A 17225-nucleotide genomic window follows, 5' to 3' on the forward strand; every position below is an offset into this window, starting at 1 on the left:
TGCAGACCAATGTCGTGCAGAGTTAGCTGAGAGAGACAGAGTACAGATCAACGTGACAGACATAACCAGTGGGATATGACAATTCTCACCGTCAGAGTAAATGAATTATTCACTGGTGGCAAAGTGCCGTCGGTGGCAGGCGCTGGGGCTGAAGTGTGGTTTGTGGTATCTTCCGCCTCCTTATCGATATACGGATCTGCAATTTATAGGAGTCGTGATGGATTTTGTTCTGATCAAGGTCGCAGGGGAGTCTCGTCCGGGGGTTATGGCGAACATCTGTCGTCATTTGGCGAAAGTTGATGCCCGCGTATTGGATATTTCTCAATCTGATCGGCATCAACATACCTCACTGACGCTGCTGGCGGGTTGCAGAGCTCCGCTCAATGACCACGAATTACAAAGAGCCTTGCGCGAATCCATGCCTGACTGTCAATTGGTGATTCATAGTCAGCCGGTAGCCGCCGCCGACTATGAGGAGTGGAAAGCTCAGGAGCGATTGGAGACCTCTTATTTGATGACGGTGATGGCACCGCAGGTTGGTACTGAGCAACTCGCTGCCGTTATAGATCTTGTTGAATCCAAGGGACTTAATATTGTCACGACTCGACAGCTTTCCTCACTGCCGTCAGCAAGCTGCCAGCGAGGTGCTGTCCAGATCCAAATTCATGGTGTGGTCGCTGATCTCGATAGCTTACGTAAAGAGTGTTTGGTATTAGCGCAGCAACATCATTGTGATATTGCCGTCCAGAAAAATGATGCTCTGCGCACCAGTCGACGACTTGTATGCTTTGATATGGACTCTACGTTGATTCAAGTGGAAGTCATTGATGAGCTTGCCAAGGCGGCTGGGGTTGGTGACCAAGTGGTGGCGATCACTGAGGCCGCCATGCGTGGTGAGTTGGATTTTAAGCAGAGTTTCGCCAAGCGTATGGCGCTATTGCAAGGTCTAGATGAATCTGTATTGGCCGGTATTGCTGAACGAATACCCCTGACGGAGGGGGCCGCTATCTTAATCCGTACACTCCGCCAGCACGGTTACAAAACCGCTATTCTTTCCGGCGGATTTAATTATTTTGCCCGTATTCTGCAAGCGAAATTAGGCATCGACGAGGTCTATGCCAATGAGCTTGAAATCGTCGATGGACAGGTTACTGGCCGAGTCGTTGGTGATGTTGTTGACGGCTCGAGAAAGGCAGCACTTTTACAAATGCTGGCGGAGCGCTACGGACTGACGTTGGAGCAGGTTGTGGCGGTTGGTGACGGTGCCAACGATCTGCCAATGCTCGGATTGGCAGGGGTAGGGGTAGCGTTTAAGGCCAAGCCTATCGTCCGCGAATCGGCGCGATTTTCAATTTCTACGCTCGGCCTGGATGCCGTTCTCTATTTGCTTGGATTTTCTGACTCGGATTTCGCAACGGAAACGGAATAACCCGCCCCGTTAATAACCTCCTGTTTGTATTCTACTGAGTTGACTTTGCAGATTTCCTGCGGAGTCGCTCAGGGCTTTAACCGCCTGCATTGCTAGCTGCAATTGTCTGACATTTGCGTCGCCCAGTTCTTTGATGCGGCTACTGTTGCGACTGACTTCTTCCACAGTCGCATGTTGTTCCGTGGTGCTGCTGGCGATAGATTGACTGGTATCAGCGATTGTAGAGACGGCTGCAACGATTCCTTCCAGCAAGTCAGACGTGCGATTGGTGTTTTCAATGCAGGTTTGGACGGTTTCCTGGCTCACCTGCATAGCGCTAACGGTGCGATTACTGCCTTGTTGCAAGCGCTCAATCATAGCCTGAATTTCCTGGGTGGAATTCTGGGTACGAGAGGCCAGTGTGCGAACCTCGTCGGCGACGACGGCAAAGCCGCGCCCTTGTTCTCCGGCTCGGGCAGCCTCGATGGCTGCATTCAAGGCGAGAAGATTGGTCTGTTCGGCGATCCCTCGAATGACCTCAAGGACGGAGCCAATACTATCCGTTTCCTGAGCGAGTTGCCCAACTGCGTTTGATGTTTCGGTCAGTTGTTCGGCCAGTTGTTGAATGCCGTGACGGGTCGTTTGGCTACAGTCGCGACCTTCGCGAGCGCTATCCGTCGCACTGCTGGCATTGCTGGCCGTTGCGGAAGTGTGTCGGGCGATTTCTTCTGTCGCGGCTGTTAATTGTACAAACGCCGACGCCATGGCTTGGATTTCCGCTTGCTGCTTTTGAATATCGGTATTAACAGCACCCGTAGCTGAGCTCATTTTCGAATTATTGCTTTGCAGGTTCTGACTGGTATCAGTGACTTGTGTAACAAGGTTTTCGATCACTTCCAGAAACTGATTAAACGCTTGTGTCGCTTTTCCTGTTGTATCTTTGCAACGTACATCCAGGTGCACTCGATTACCGTCGACGAGCCGGCTGACAGTTTCCTGCAGCTCTTCAGACTGACGAGCATTCATGGCTAAATTCATGGCAATGAGAACGAGGGCTGCAGTCTCGGCTATGACATAGCCAGCATGCATAAAAATGATGCCCCAACCCCGTTCAGTATTGCCGATTACCCAGACATTGCTGCCGGAATTTTGCAAAGAAAAAAAGAGCAAATGGTGAACGGCGATGACGGCGGCGGCGACGATAATGGGGCGCCAGTCGCGATAGTAAAGCAACATCGCCAAGAGGGCGAATATGCCAAAGTGTGCTTCGATCATGCCCCGGGTTTGGTCGATGTGTAGGGCGCACATGATCATAAATGCGGCGGCGACAACGCAGCGGCTCACGAGTGTTCCCGGAGCCATCTTGCAGATGGCGATTGTTGCAGCCAGGCTCGCTCCACCGATGATGATTGCCATCATCCAGGTTTGATACATGGTTGCTAACGCCAGGCTGTAAACAAAGAGACCGCTCATGATCACGATCATCAAGTTGTCCGCTTTGCTGTTGTACGACTGAGCCAGCGAATGATTTGACATAGTGTCTTCCTCGGCTACAAGGACGCTGAGTGTGGTGTTTGGCAAAAGCAACCCACACCAGTTGTATTGATGTTTACAGGCGAAAATCCCTTCTGTAATTCATCGATCACCCTTTCTGCAAATCCTTCCCCCAAACTGCAGAGCAGTCCGGTTGCGTAGGGACCAAAATAAGCGAGTTCACCATCGCTGTTGAGTACGGCGACAGCAGGGGTCGCTGGAACCCTGGTAATATGGTTGGCGGCAAGTTGTGCAAATTCTGGAATAGGGAAGTTGGCCGCATCTCCAAAGCTAAGGGCCATAAATCGGACTCCAGATGCTTTGTAGTGAGTATAGATCTCCTGCAGATGGGGCCAGTTAAATTGATTGCAGGGGCAGTCAGGTTGCCAAAAGTGGATCAGAGTAATAGGTTGCCCTGAACTATCCTCTAGGCTTGTGATGGCGGACTGCAATTCGGCGGAAAAGTCTTCGCCGTTGAACAGAGCGGCTTGGTCGAGGAACGGTTTTAAATGCTGCCAATGGAGCCACCAGAATGTGGCGCGCACAACCGCCACCCAGCCCATAATGGTGGCGGTGATCAATATCGCCTTGCGACGAGAGGCTAGACTGGCGGTGTTGCAGCGCATTGTCCACTCTCACTCTACCGGGGCAGAAGCGGAGATTGTCGAAAGAGTCTGCGCCCGAGCTTATCCTTCCATATTGAAATCGTAGCTCATGGATTCGGTTGGTGCTTGCAGATAATGTCCTTGAATATAGTGAACACCTGTTTGCCAGAGGGAAGAAAGGACACTGGCATTTTCCACAAATGGCACAATGGTAATCTTATTTTCTTCCAACAGCTGTTTGATGATGTTGGTGAGTACTTCCGGACTTTCGTTATTGTTCTGAATATCAAGCGTAAATGAGCCATGAATTTTGACGTAAGTCGGAGAGACATGGTTGAAATTCAAAAACGGATTGAGTGAGCAGCCGAAGTTGCAAATCGAGGTCTGACAGCCAACTTCTCCAATGCTTTGAAAGAATTTTTGCGCCGCAAGCAGCTGGTTCGAAATACTAAGCTCGTCAACTTGGAAAATTAGCGTTTCAGGTTTTACGTCTGCCGCTTCAAGAGCTACTTTGACCCATCCCACTAGGGATTCGTCGCAGACAGATTGCTCGCTTAAATTAATTAATACTCGCGATTGATTGCCTGTTTTATTGTGTTCGGCAACAGTTTTGATGGTATTTAGAATAACCCAGCGGTCAATTTTACACAGGGCTTCAATTTCTTCGGCGCAATCCATGAATTGACCGGGGGCGAGTAGGTGATCATTGTCGTCGAGCAGGCGCAGAAGGATTTCATAGTGCTCGTCTTCAGAACCTCGCAGACTGATAATGGGTTGAAAAAGCAGTTGAAACCGATCTTTTTCCAGCGCGTTTTCGATCAGTTGGCGAGTTTTTTGACGTTGAGCTTCGTCCTCGGGCAGCTTGGGTTCAAACAGCTTGCAGCCGTTGCCACCGGACTTCGACTCCCGCAAGGCAACCACGGCCTCTTTTGCATGATCGAGTATTTCGTCGGCGGACCCTGCGGTTTCATTGATGACGACGAGGCCGATAGAGGCCGTTACCTGAACCGATTGGCTGTCGATATCGATGATGTGTTTTTCCAACTCCTGACAAAGCTTGGATGAACGCTCAAGCGCAACATCAGCTTTCGGTTCCGGGCTGATCATCGTAAATGTATTATCGGAGAAATGCGCAAGCGTTTCTCCGTCGCCGCAACGCTGCCGCAAAAACTCACCAACTTTGGTGACGACTCGATCGGCGCGACGCAGCCCGAGCTTTGGTTGCAAGGTGTCGAAGAGACTGTCTATCTCAATGAAGTACAGAATGCTGGCGCTCTGACTGTTTAGGTTGGAAGACAGCTCTTTTTCCAGCTTCTCGTTAAAATAGTGGCGATTATACAAGCCGGTTAGTTCGTCTTTGTCGCGTACTTTTTTGAGTTCTTTGGCAACTCCGGCATCGTTGGCCGAGCCGGTTGTCGTCAATCGCAACTGTAGGCAGGTTTCCTCATCATAGGTGCCGCGACAGACATCGGCTTCGATCTCGCAAGGGCCGCCGTTGGCATCGACACCGGTAAAGCTCAAGGTCTCCGTCGTATCTTCGTCATCGGGAATGCCCATGTCCTTAAAGAACTGCTTGACTCGATCCTGATCATCGTCAGCGATCATGTCAATAAGGGGCATACATTCGATGTCATCGCCGTCTTCGTGACCAAAGGCTTCAGCGAATGACTGGTTGCAGTATATGAAGATGCCATCCTGGATAAAAGCGATGCCATTTCGGGAGCTGTCTAATAACGAGTGCGCTCGCTTTTCTGCTGCCAGCAGTTTGCGATCTGCAAGGCGACGTTTGTAACGGTGGTCGCGGTTTTCCAGTTCGCGATCAATGACCAGTAAGAGGTGTTGGTCTTGATCCAGTGCAACTACATCTCGGGCGCCGGTTTTCATGCCTTCGACAACTCGCTGTGTTTCGTCTTCATCGCTGATGACAATGACAGGAATATCTTTGTTGAGGCGCTGGATCTGGCGCACGGCATAAAGAGGCGTGACGGCGCTGCTGGATTCACTGGCAATAAGAAGATCCCAATTTTGGTCCTGTAACAATTGAACCAGGGATTCTTCGGTCTCTGCATGTTGGGCTCGATTGGGATAGCCCGCGTTATTCAACATGCTCACCAAGCGTTCAACTTCTGAACGGGTGTTGTTGAGAACCAGTAAGCGAATAGCTTCTTTTACGTTCATAGACATCGGAAATGCTAGTGCGACCAGATCCGCTCGTGGCAGATGTTCGTTGGTGCTGAGCTGTGTTTTAATATGCGTCTGCTAAAGAGGAGGCCAAATCGTATTTTGGCTTCCGGGTAACAGGAACAATCATCCTTTTCTCTTACTGAAAGGATAGATGTTTTAACGCCAACTACCAGTCGTCAGTAAATTCTCTGTGAATTGGTTGGTGGTTTGCCACCGGTGTCTCGCTATTATCCTCGCCTTGCTTGCCGTTGCCGGTGAAGCGTGTCGCAAAAACGTTGATGCAACAGGTCGATAATTTGATCGAGGTCAGAACCATCTTGCCGGTTCTGCGCCTGTCCATAAATAGGATTTTATCTTCACTCTTAAATGGGAGTGTGGCGGTAAGAAGATCTGGGTTGGCACTGTTCGACTGAACGCCCATTGGGCTCCAAGTAAAAGCGCGCATGTACACCGGCAGACTGTCTACTAAGTCATCATCACCGTCGCGTGCTATCGCCGCAGGCGTGGGGTTGCGAGCAAGTATCTGAATTCCCAAATGTGAGTAGCTCTCAAAGCGCTTTATCCAGCGGATAACGCCGAGTTGGCCAGAAGATATTCCGCTGGCAAGAAAAACGACTTCTCCGGATTTCAAACTGACAGGGAGGTCATTCGGCCAGTGCAAGCACAGTCCTTCGGCACTCATATCCACAACATTCAAGGCAAATAGCGGATAGGGACTGTTCTTTTGTGTTGCCGGAGATTGGTCTCCCTGACTGTCCCAGTCATCATAGCTATCCTGAGCGCTAAAACGGGAAGAGGGGCGAAGGTTGCGGCAGAATTCCGGAAACAGTGATTCACCAGACAGATAAAAATGCGCGCTGATCAAGCCAATACCCACTTTTACGGTTCGTGAGCAACTTTCGCGGCGACTGCCCCGAAATTGTCTTTCACTCAAAGACTGCTGTAGGTGTGTGATGGTGTGGGCGAGTAACGATGTCGGTTCGCCATTGTCGATCTTGTGTTGCTCTCGCTTAAGTTCATCCAGTAAGCCCTCTACCGATAAGCCGATGCTCAGCGAATGTATTTCGTCGTCTTTTTCGGGATCAATAAAGTGTGGTCCTTCATTACTGTCGAGGTAGACGATAAATGTCGCATGATTGATGGCAGAGCTTTCGATAAGACGGACTTTGTCGCTCCAGGCTTCAAGCTGTTCGTAGACAGCGGCAATATCCAGCTGACGTAATTGATTTAGCTTGGCCAGCGACATCACCAATATGCGCCGATATTCCTCTTCAATGCTGTTATGGCGCGCTTTCGGTCTGAGAGGATCTTCGATCCGTTCGTCGGCGACTTGAAGCTGCAGGGCAATCCGGAAAAGTGCGTTAAGTTGACTCCAGAAATAGTGGGAAACCTGGTTGTAGGTTTGTGCGCAACGAATAAATTGGCGACCAAGGCCGCTGATCGCTCGATGCACGGCTTTGGTGGCTAATGCCCGTTCTGAGCTTTTGAAGGTTCCCTGTGGTTTTTCGCGAATAAGGTCGGCAACAACCTGACAGTAAGCTTGCGTAAGATGGCGCTGAAGTGACTGGGAAATCACGCCAATTTTATGAGACTCTTCTGACAGATTAACGCTCTGGGAGGTATAGATTCGTGCCAAACCATCGATATTCTGGTGAACTACAGGCCGAAAAAGCTCGGCAATTTCCATTCTGTTCGATGGGCTGGCTTTGAGTGTGGCGAGTTCTGGTAATGCTGAATAGAGCGCGCTGCTCGTCGAACTAACCCGGGTGAGGGGTAGCTTTCCCAACCATTTTTTAGCCGCTGCGGGTCGCTTGCTGTTACAGAAATTCAGCTTGGGCTGTTCCGGGCGGGGGAGTTGTAAACTGGTCATAGACCAATGCAAATCAGAATCAGGTAGCATAGGCCCTTCTAAACATCATTTATCGTGGCACGCATATTTCGTGCGTGTCCACATCATTTTGCGGAAAACCTGACGGTGTCTTTCTGAGTCTAGCAGCTAAATCTGGTGCCAAGCGTTAAGGACTGTCGACGATTAGTGTTGCGGACAGCTTGGTTGCTTGTATTCGTGATTTTTGTGATAAAGTTCTCGGTATTTGCTTTTTTGGCGGCGCCTCGGCCCGATTTTGTCTAGAAAAGAGGTGTTTTGCTTGTGGCGCCTGGGTTTTCTCTTACCAAGCGTGGCACCATATATCCAGACATGGTGGATAGCATCTGATGGTGCAGCTGTAGGGCAGTGTCATCGTCGATGAGAAAGTGCGCTGCACCAGAAACTTTATCCAATACATGCAGATAATAGGGAATCACTTTGGCGTTGATTAACGCATCACTAAGGGCCGTTTGTGCAGGAAGGCTATCGTTGATACCACGTAAAAGTACCGCTTGATTTAAAAGCAAAATCCCCAGCTGCTGCATACGCGCCAGGGTGCTGGCGAGCTCCGCATCGATCTCTTGAGCGTGATTGATATGTAGTACCACAATGACCTGAAGCCGAGTTGAGGTTAGCCAGTCTTCGGCTTCTGCGCACAGTCGCGCGGGAATCGTCACTGGCAAGCGGGTATGCAGCCTTACTCTTCTGATATGAGAAATGGCGGCCAGCTGACTCATAATCCAGGCGAGTTGCCGATCGCTGAGGCTGAGTGGATCTCCACCACTGAGGATAACTTCTTCAATATCCGGGCGTTGGGTCAGTTCTGTGAATATTCTCTGCCAGTCTGCTCGACTGATACGATTATCACTGTAAGGAAAGTTGCGGCGAAAACAGTAGCGGCAGTGTATGGCGCAGTTGGGGGAAGTAATGACGAGTGTCCGCCCCTCATACTTGTTGAGAACCGAGGGGTCTTCCGCAGACTCGAATTCCTGCAGAGGATCATGGGTAAAACCGGGTTGTGGATCGAGCTCTGCGGACAAAGGCAAAACTTGGCGTAGCAGCGGGTCATCCAAATCTCCGGGACGCATGCGGCGTAGATAAGGGTGCGGAACCTTGAGAGGAAAAAGCTCGCAGGCGGCTCGTGCTGCCGGCAACAGTGATTGCGGCAGTTGCAGTCGTTCAAACAGTTCACCTGGATCTCGAATAATTTGCATCATCTCTTCCTGCCAGGAGAGCGCATTGATGGTTGGCAAACGTTTGGACATGGTGAATGATTTTCCATTGGGTTGGGGGCGAATGATAACCCATTGGGGGAGAAGCTGGGCAAAGCTCCGTTAATCTGCGTTATACTACGCGCCCTGCCGGCACAGGCGTCGGCGTCAACTATTTACTACCGAACAAACGTGTAAGAGAGACCTGATGGCCAGTTATTCCACTAACGAGTTTCGCAATGGGTTGAAAGTTATGCTGGACGGCGACCCCTGCGCCATCCTGGAGAACGAGATTGTAAAACCGGGTAAGGGGCAGGCATTCAACCGCGTACGTCTGCGTAATTTAAGTTCCGGTCGCGTGTGGGAGCGAACTTTCAAATCCGGCGAAAGTCTGGATGCTGCCGACGTTATGGACCAGGATATGGAGTACCTCTACAGCGATGGTGAGTTTTGGCATTTTATGGAGCCAAACACTTTCGAACAGCACCAAGCGGACGAAAAAGCCGTGGGCGACGCTGCTAAGTGGTTGAAGGAGCAAGATAAAGTTGTCGTTACTTTATTTAATGGCGCACCGCTGGCGGTGACACCTCCCAATCATGTTGAGCTGGAAATTATTGAAACTGATCCCGGCCTCAAAGGGGACACGGCTCAAGGTGGCACCAAGCCTGCGACTTTATCGACTGGCGCAGTCGTCAAAGTACCTCTGTTCTTGACCATCGGCGAAGTTATTCGCGTTGACACTCGCACCGGTGAGTATCTGAGTCGAGCCAAAGACTGATTGGCTCGAGTATAACGACGCCAGAGAGATTCTGTTGTGGATAAACCTTCCTGGCGTCCGTCGTGCTCTTGGGCTGCGGTAGAGCGCCGCAGCCAACTTAATCGCGAAATTCGCGAATTCTTTTTGTCCCGCTCTGTCACGGAGGTCGTGGTTCCTGCGCTGTCCCGCAGTACCGTCTCTGATCCGCATCTGGATAGCTTTAAGGTCGCAAGCGACGTCGCCCCGGGTTTTTTGCAAACCTCGCCGGAGTTTTTTCTCAAGAGGCTGCTCGCTGATGCAAAGAAAGATCTCTATAGCCTTGCACCCGTCTATCGCGATGAGCCGAGTGGCCGGCGTCACAATTGCGAATTTACCATGCTCGAATGGTATCGAGTCGGTTGGGACGATCGTCAATTGATGAGAGAGGTTGCAGACCTCATCCATCAATGTGGTATCGATGCACCCGTGACCTGCTTTTCCTATCGGGAGCTCTTTCAGAAGTATCTCCACATCGATCCCGTCCTGGCATCGCTCGAAGAATTGAAAGCACTGGCTCACGCCCACCTGGATATTGCCTGGGATGATCGTGAATCCGATGTGTGGTTACATCTTCTGATGAGCCATTTAATCGAGCCGAAGCTGGATTCGGGGTTGGTGTTTATCACGGACTTCCCCGCCAGCCAGGCTGCCTTGGCTCGACTCGGTGAAGACAGTGATGGAACTCCGGTGGCACGGCGTTTCGAGGCCTATCTAGATGGGGTAGAGCTCGCCAACGGTTACTGGGAGCTTTGCAACGCCGAAGAATACGTGCAGCGTTTCCAAAGAGATAATGAGCTGCGGCAGCAGATGGGCAAACCGCAGATGCCTTTAGATCGGGCCTTTGTCGATGCGATGGCGGCTGGTTTGCCAGACTGCGCCGGTGTCGCGTTGGGTGTTGATCGTCTGTTAATGGCCTTGATGCAGGTGCAGGATATTGGCGAGGTTATGCCATTTCCTTCGCGTTAAGCGCGTTTTCACCCTGTCATATACATTGAATCATCGCCATCGCCGGCATGTCAGCACTCACATCCCCAACTTTCTTGGCGGGTACTCCGGCGACCACGGTAAATTCTTCCACAGGTTTTAAAACGACACTGCCACCGCAGATTTTCGCGCCGGTTCCAACGGGAATATTGCCCAGAATCGTAGCGCCAGGGCCAATCAATACTCCGGCACCAATTTTCGGATGGCGGTCGCCGCTCTCCTTACCCGTACCGCCGAGGGTGACCGACTGCATGATAGAAACATTGTCCGCGACGGTAGCTGTCTCACCAATAACAATCGCAGTGGCGTGGTCAAAGAAGATGCCGCGGCCAACGCGAGATGCAGGGTGGATATCGACGCCGAAGGCAACAGATATCCGATTTTGGAGAAACAGCGCCAGTTGCCGGCGGTCGTTATTCCAGAGCCAGTGCGCGACACGATGACTTTGTAGCGCGTGAAATCCCTTGTAGAACAAAAACGGTGTCGAAAGATTCGGGCAGGCGGAATCCCGCTCGTTGAATGCAACCAGATCACAGCGCAGGGCATCGCCAATACTGGGATCTGATGTCAGAGCCTCCTGTATGATCTCGCGCACCTGCATCGCCGAGGCGGCGGCAGTACTGAGTTTGTTCGCCAGGTGAAAGCTAAGAGAATCTTCCAGGTTATCGTGATTAATAATGGTGGCGTGAAAGAAGCTTGCGAGCAGCGGCTCTGCTGCTGCCTCAGCTTGCGCTTCGGATTGAATCTCTTGCCATATATTAGGATGTTCTGAAGACATTGGTAACCCTTGTTGAGCCTTAAACGAATTGGCGCTGAGTATAATGAGGTTGGATATAAAGTCGTCTCGCGTTAACAGACCCTAACAATTTCCGAAGGAATCCACTTCCTGAAGTACGGCCAGTTGCTCTCGCAAACTTAGAATATGTTCCGACCAGTAGCGGGTGGTATTAAACCACGGAAAATTATGGGGAAATGCGGGGTCTTCCCAGCGTTGAGCCAACCAGCCACTGTAATTGATCATGCGCAGCGTTCGTAAGGGTTCAATTAAGCTGATCTCGCTATGGTCAAAATCACAAAACCGGCAGTAGCCTGTTAATACTTTGTCAAATTGATGTCTTTGTTGTTCCTGTGGTCCTGACAGCAGCATCCACAAATCCTGTACGGCGGGACCATTGCGGGCATCATCAAAGTCGACAAAGTTAGGGACCTCGTTGCGCCACAAAATATTACCGGGATGGCAGTCGCCATGAAGCCGAAACGTATGGTGCTGTTGGGTATAGGCTCTTTGCAAGTGCGTGAGCAGGTCCTCCGTTAGGCTGCGATAACTGGCTAATAACTCGAACGGAATAAAGTCATTTTCAATGAGGAAGCGAATATTATCCTCAGCGTAAGAGGCAATACTGATGCCCGGTCGATCCTCAAAGCGGCGCAGTTTGCCCACAGAGTGCATTCGCCCAAGAAAGCGCCCCATGACTTCCAGATTGGTTTCGCTATCCAGGTCTGGCGCGTGGCCGCCGCGCCGTTCAAACAGACTGAAGCGAAAATTCTTGAAGGTAAATAAGGTGTCGCCGGACTCGTTGGTCATTGGCGGAACGACTGGCAGCTCGGCGTCAGCCAATTCTTGAGTGAACGAATGTTCTTCCAGAATTTGCGCGTCGCTCCAGCGGTCCGGGCGATAAAATTTAGCGATGATCGGCGTTTTATCTTCGATTCCAACCTGATAAACGCGGTTTTCATAGCTGTTAAGCGCCAGGATTCGACCGTCACAGAGCATGTTCAGAGACTCCACCGCATCTAAAACAACATCTGGTGTCAGGGCACTGTATGGGTGGGGGGCTGTCATATCGTCGCTCCGCTCATGTGAAAGTTCAACCATTGTGCCTCAAGCAATGATAGCGGTCGACAGGGCTTAGGTGTGAAACATAGGTCCGGGATATACCGGGTCCGATGGTGAAGGTGTTCGAGCGATACACCAGAGGTCGACCCTTTTGACTCCCGCTGCGAGAAGTGTTTTGGCGGCCTCTCGAGCCGTTGTCTGCGTGGTAACAACATCGTCGATCAAGGCGATGTGATTGGCGTTATTCAGTTGCTGGCGCAAGGTGGGATCTACCTCAAAAGCGCCTTTAACATTGTGATGCCGGGTTTTGCGATTGCTTCCCTGTTGTTTGGTGGTGGCTCGTGTCTTTCGCAGAGCCAGTAATGTCCTGCATTCGAGTTGCGAGTTTAATTGCCTGGCCAGCCATTCCGCCTGGTTGAAGCCCCGTTGAAATAGGCGCCATTGATGCAATGGCACAGGGACCAGGAGATCAGGCAAGCATCCTTCTTCGTATTCGAGGCGAATTTTGTCGCAGAGCCGTTCTGCCAGCAGTGTACCCAGTGTTAGATCTCGGTCGCTTTTAAAGCGCTTGATCCAAATAGACCAGGGGTAGACGTAGTCTCCGCAAACCAGTGTTCGATGGAATGGCGGTGGTGAGCGTAAGCAGGCTCCGCATTCTAAGTCGGGCGTTTCCGTAGGAAGGAGTACCGCGCAACGGATGCAGCGCTGGTATTGGCGGGCATCGAGTAGGGCCTGGCAGTTGTGGCATAGCCTAGCCTTGGGTTGAAAACAGCCGCAAAGCTGGCACTCCGCAGCTGCTTTTTCAAGTAACCACTGACTCAGTAATTTGGCACTAACCAACAAGTTGTTAACCATAAAACCTATTTTTGGTTGACAAGCGGGTGCGCTGATTTACTATTTATCACGCTTTGAGTGGTTTCAGCGGCCACCTGATCTGCCAATTACCCATGTTACGGACATCAATTCTGCGAGGTCACCTTGGATGAAAACCCCCGAAGTACGCAATGATTGGACTCGAAAAGACATCCTGGCGCTATTTGACTTGCCGTTTAATGATCTGTTGTTTGAAGCTCAGACGATTCACCGTCGTTATTTCGATGCAAACACAGTGCAGGTCAGTACACTGTGTTCGATCAAGACCGGTGCCTGTCCGGAAGATTGTAAGTATTGTCCTCAGAGTGGTCGATACGACACAGGGCTGGAAAAAGAAAAATTGATGAAAGTCGAGCAAGTCGTTGCTGAGGCTCGTCAAGCCAAGGAAAAAGGGGCCAGTCGATTTTGCATGGGGGCTGCCTGGCGTTCACCACGAGAGCGGGACATGCCCTATGTCTTGGATATGGTCCGCCAGGTTAAAGCGCTGGGCCTTGAAACCTGTATGACTTTGGGGATGCTCGAAGATGAACAGGCTCAATCACTGGCGAGCGCTGGGTTGGATTACTACAACCACAATCTCGATACATCGCCAGAATATTACGGCGACATCATCACCACCCGCACTTATCAGGATCGCTTAAATACGCTGGCCAATGTCCGCGCGGCTGGCATGAAAGTCTGCAGTGGTGGCATCGTTGGGATGGGGGAGACTCAGGATGACCGTGCCGGTCTTTTACAGCAACTTGCCAATATGCCTCAGCACCCGGAATCCGTTCCTATCAATATGCTGGTACGAATAGAAGGAACGCCGCTTGCTGAGCAGGATGACCTAGATCCGTTTGACTTTATTCGAACCATAGCTGTCGCACGCATACTGATGCCGAAGTCTTATGTGCGCCTCTCTGCCGGTCGTGAAGAAATGAATGATCAGATGCAGGCACTGGCATTTCTCGCGGGAGCCAATTCGATTTTCTACGGGGAAAAACTGCTGACAACGGCCAATCCTGAGGCCGATCATGATCGACAGTTGTTCCATCGTCTGGGTATCAATGCGCCGAAAATGGAGCATTCGGAAGCCGACCTCAACGCAGCAGAAGCTATGTTGGCAGCCGCGCGCAATGACGAGCTATTTTACGACGCTTCGGTAGCGACATTCTGATCGTTTCTTTCAGGCAGACTCACCCCAATGACCATTGCTGAGCAGTTGAGCGCAGAGTTGCTAGCGCGGCGTGAACAAGCACTTTATCGGCGCCGTCGCACGGTCGGTGGTGCTCAAGGTGTACAGATTACCGTGGATGGTGAGCGGCTGCTCAATTTCTGCAGCAACGATTACCTTGGGTTGGCGGGGGATCCGCGGCTTGGCGACGCGATGCGCACCGCCATATCAACGGTTGGTGTCGGCAGTGGCGCATCCCACCTGTTAGGTGGTCACAACCAGGAACATCACGAGCTGGAAGATGAGCTGGCAGTCTTTACTGGCCGCGAACGTGCACTGCTGTTTTCAACGGGATATATGGCTAATGTGGGTGTTATCTCCGCGTTGGTCAAACGTGGCGATCTGATCTTGGAAGATCGCCTTAATCACGCGTCGCTACTCGATGGCGGAATCAGTTCTGGCGCGAAATTTCAGCGCTATCGTCATGGTGATGTCCGTGATGCCGAACAGCGCTTGGTCAGTGCAAGCTCTCTACGTAGGCGTTTGCTGGTCACTGATGGTGTCTTCAGCATGGATGGTGACACTGCCCCCTTGAAAGATCTTGCGGCAATTGCCCAACAGCAGCAGGCGTGGCTGATGGTTGATGATGCTCATGGTTTTGGCGTGCTGGGAAAGGGGGGGCGTGGAACCCCCGACGCACTGGGGCTTTCTTCAGCGCAAGTGCCAATCTATATGGGGACCTTGGGCAAAGCCGCTGGGAGCTTTGGCGCTTTCGTGGCCGGCGACGAGATCTTGATCGAGTCTCTCATTCAATTTGCTCGCCCTTATATCTATACAACGGCAATGCCGCCGGCAGTGGCCGCAGCGACGAGAGCGAGCTTGCGCATCATTCGTGAAGAGCATTGGCGACGTCAACGTCTGCAGGAGCACATTCGCTATTTTCGGCATGAGGCTGAGCGTATCGGCTTGGCGTTGCTGCCTTCTACGACACCAATACAACCTGTGTTGGTGGGGGATGCAGACCTCAGTCTAACCTACTCTGCGGAACTCGAAAAACGGGGGCTCTGGGTTGCTCCGGTGCGATCTCCGACGGTACCTGCTGGCTCGGCTCGCTTAAGAGTAACGTTTTCGGCTCAACACCATGTGGATCATATCGACCGTTTGCTGTCGGCTCTCGAGGCGGTGTGTTGCCAATGACTTCTGCACAATCTTTTATCTCGTGCGGCGATGGCGCTGCTGCTTTGGATACTTTGGTCTTGCTTCACGGCTGGGGGAGTGACTCCTCTGTTTGGGAGCCCGTTTTACAGGAGTTGGGGGCATCGGTCAGGGTGATTACCATCGACCTTCCAGGTTTTGGGGGGAGGCAGCCTGCCCTCAGTGTGGATGGTTTTCTCGAGTCTGTGCTCAGTGAATTGCCAGAGCAATTCTATGTGCTGGGATGGTCTCTCGGCGGTATGTTGGCGATGCGGCTGGCGGGGCGCTTTCCGTCGCGGGTAAAAGGGATTGTTACGCTGGCCGCTAACCTTCGATTCGTTGCCGATTGTGACTGGCCAGAGGCAATGAATGCCGAAGTTTTCGAGCAATTTACTCATGGCTTTGTGCAGTCCCCAGAGGCAACACTGTCCCGATTCGCAGGGTTAAATTTGCAGGGGGATGGCCAGCATCGACAATGCCTTTCGGGTTTTAAGCGTTTGTCGCGGGAATCCTATCAACAGCGTTCTGGCGATTGGCGAGAAACGTTGGGCTGGTTACGAGGTTTCAATGTGCAAGAGGATTTTGCGCGCATAGGTTGCGACGGCGTACATCTTTTTGGACGCGAAGACCGTCTTGTTCCCGTGACCGCTACGCCAGCCATACAAGCGCTGAATCCTTCACAGCAAGTGCGTACCCTGGTGGGGGTGGGGCACTTGCTTCCTTGGACTGCCGCCCAGGACGTCTGTAAAGCTGTCCGCGAGATGCTGCTTCAAAGATATCGTGTCGACAAGCGTTCTGTCGCGAAATCGTTTGGTCGAGCGGCGTCTACTTATGACAGTGTGGCTCAATTGCAGCGACAGGTCGCGGACAAACTCTGTCAGCAGCTGCCGGCGTTTGGTGAGGGGCCTTGGCTGGATTTAGGGGTGGGCACTGGGTATTGTCTGCCGATGTTGCAGGCTCGTACCGATGACGTCCTGGGGATGGACTTGGCGTACGGCATGTTGGATTTTGCCCGCAGTAAAATGCCGGAACACTCTCACTGGATATGCGCTGATGCCGAGCAATTGCCGTTGGCTTCAGAGTCGATGGATCTGATATTTTCGTCTCTGGCGATTCAGTGGTGTTCTGATCTGCACAAGCTGTTTAGGGAAGTGGCGCGGGTGTTGCGCCCCGGTGGTCGCGCTTTGTTTGCGACACTCGGTCCTGAAACGCTAAGTGAATTACGCCACGCCTGGTCTACTGTCGATGACTATCGGCATGTAAATCATTTTGTTCCCGGAGAGCACCTACGTATGGCGGCCCAGGCATCGGATTTAGCCGTTACTCGCTGGGAAGAGGAAACAATTGAGTTGCACTATGAAAAAGTGCAACAGCTCACCCATGAGCTCAAAGCGCTCGGTGCGCATAATATGAATGCTGACCAGAATCCGGGGTTAGGTGGACGTGAGCGTCTGCGAAAATTCATTCACGCTTACGAAGGCTTCCGTAACGACGAGGGTTGGCTACCGGCAACCTATCGTGTTTATTATCTTTCCGTGACACGCCCATTGGTTTGATGGCACCTCCTTACAGTCACG

14 protein-coding genes are annotated in these 17225 nt (G+C 51.7%); 6 read left to right on the forward strand and 8 right to left on the reverse strand.

Annotated elements, in window-relative coordinates; genetic code table 11:
• Positions 1-217 precede the first annotated feature (217 nt).
• Positions 218-1429 carry a phosphoserine phosphatase SerB gene (gene serB, locus ACXAFR_RS18860; RefSeq protein ID WP_475179603.1) on the forward strand — a complete coding sequence of 404 codons (1212 nt, stop codon included), beginning with the start codon at positions 218-220 and terminating at the stop codon, positions 1427-1429.
• A 9-nt stretch (positions 1430-1438) separates the two neighbouring features.
• On the opposite strand, the gene ACXAFR_RS18865 is transcribed toward serB, so the two are convergent.
• From ACXAFR_RS18865 to epmB, 5 genes are all read right to left on the reverse strand, one after another.
• Positions 1439-2944 carry a methyl-accepting chemotaxis protein gene (locus tag ACXAFR_RS18865; protein ID WP_475179604.1) on the reverse strand — a complete coding sequence of 502 codons (1506 nt, stop codon included), beginning with the start codon at positions 2942-2944 and terminating at the stop codon, positions 1439-1441.
• Positions 2945-2958: 14 nt separating this feature from the next.
• Positions 2959-3567, reverse strand: a complete 609-nt coding sequence (locus ACXAFR_RS18870; RefSeq protein WP_475179607.1) for a DUF6436 domain-containing protein — start codon at positions 3565-3567, stop codon at positions 2959-2961.
• Between the two features lie 60 nt (positions 3568-3627).
• Positions 3628-5730: a sensor domain-containing phosphodiesterase gene (locus ACXAFR_RS18875; RefSeq protein WP_475179609.1), complete on the reverse strand. Its 2103-nt coding sequence runs from the start codon at positions 5728-5730 to the stop codon at positions 3628-3630.
• 166 nt (positions 5731-5896) lie between these two features.
• On the reverse strand, positions 5897-7630 hold the full coding sequence (locus tag ACXAFR_RS18880; protein WP_475179611.1) for a hypothetical protein: 1734 nt from the start codon (positions 7628-7630) through the stop codon (positions 5897-5899).
• Between the two features lie 227 nt (positions 7631-7857).
• Positions 7858-8862: an EF-P beta-lysylation protein EpmB gene (epmB, locus tag ACXAFR_RS18885; protein WP_475179614.1), complete on the reverse strand. Its 1005-nt coding sequence runs from the start codon at positions 8860-8862 to the stop codon at positions 7858-7860.
• A gap of 154 nt (positions 8863-9016) precedes the next feature.
• Here epmB and efp point away from each other — a divergent pair, with 154 nt between their 5' ends.
• Positions 9017-9586, forward strand: a complete 570-nt coding sequence (gene efp, locus ACXAFR_RS18890; protein ID WP_475179616.1) for an elongation factor P — start codon at positions 9017-9019, stop codon at positions 9584-9586.
• 36 nt (positions 9587-9622) lie between these two features.
• Entirely contained in the window at positions 9623-10570 is a 948-nt protein-coding gene (epmA, locus tag ACXAFR_RS18895; RefSeq protein WP_475179617.1) for an EF-P lysine aminoacylase EpmA, read from the forward strand.
• 16 nt (positions 10571-10586) lie between these two features.
• On the opposite strand, the gene cysE is transcribed toward epmA, so the two are convergent.
• The 3 genes from cysE to ACXAFR_RS18910 all read right to left on the reverse strand — a co-directional run bounded on the left by cysE (position 10587) and on the right by ACXAFR_RS18910 (position 13280).
• The gene (cysE, locus tag ACXAFR_RS18900) at positions 10587-11366 is read right to left on the reverse strand and encodes a serine O-acetyltransferase (RefSeq protein ID WP_475179619.1); all 780 of its coding nucleotides are present in this window, start codon (positions 11364-11366) and stop codon (positions 10587-10589) included.
• 81 nt (positions 11367-11447) lie between these two features.
• The gene (locus tag ACXAFR_RS18905) at positions 11448-12431 is read right to left on the reverse strand and encodes a serine/threonine protein kinase (protein WP_475179621.1); all 984 of its coding nucleotides are present in this window, start codon (positions 12429-12431) and stop codon (positions 11448-11450) included.
• A gap of 66 nt (positions 12432-12497) precedes the next feature.
• Positions 12498-13280: a ComF family protein gene (locus ACXAFR_RS18910; protein WP_475179626.1), complete on the reverse strand. Its 783-nt coding sequence runs from the start codon at positions 13278-13280 to the stop codon at positions 12498-12500.
• A 127-nt stretch (positions 13281-13407) separates the two neighbouring features.
• Between ACXAFR_RS18910 and bioB the strand changes: the two genes are divergently transcribed.
• The 3 genes from bioB to bioC are packed head-to-tail and all read left to right on the forward strand — an operon-like array spanning position 13408 to position 17204.
• A complete protein-coding gene (gene bioB, locus ACXAFR_RS18915) occupies positions 13408-14457 on the forward strand; it encodes a biotin synthase BioB (RefSeq protein WP_475179629.1) in 1050 nt (349 codons plus the stop codon).
• Between the two features lie 27 nt (positions 14458-14484).
• Positions 14485-15651: an 8-amino-7-oxononanoate synthase gene (gene bioF / locus ACXAFR_RS18920; RefSeq protein WP_475179630.1), complete on the forward strand. Its 1167-nt coding sequence runs from the start codon at positions 14485-14487 to the stop codon at positions 15649-15651.
• On the forward strand, positions 15648-17204 hold the full coding sequence (bioC, locus tag ACXAFR_RS18925; protein WP_475179632.1) for a malonyl-ACP O-methyltransferase BioC: 1557 nt from the start codon (positions 15648-15650) through the stop codon (positions 17202-17204). Before bioF ends, bioC begins: the two co-directional genes overlap by 4 nt.
• Positions 17205-17225 lie beyond the last annotated feature (21 nt).

Source organism: Pseudomaricurvus sp. ABR4_320 (assembly GCF_056159445.1).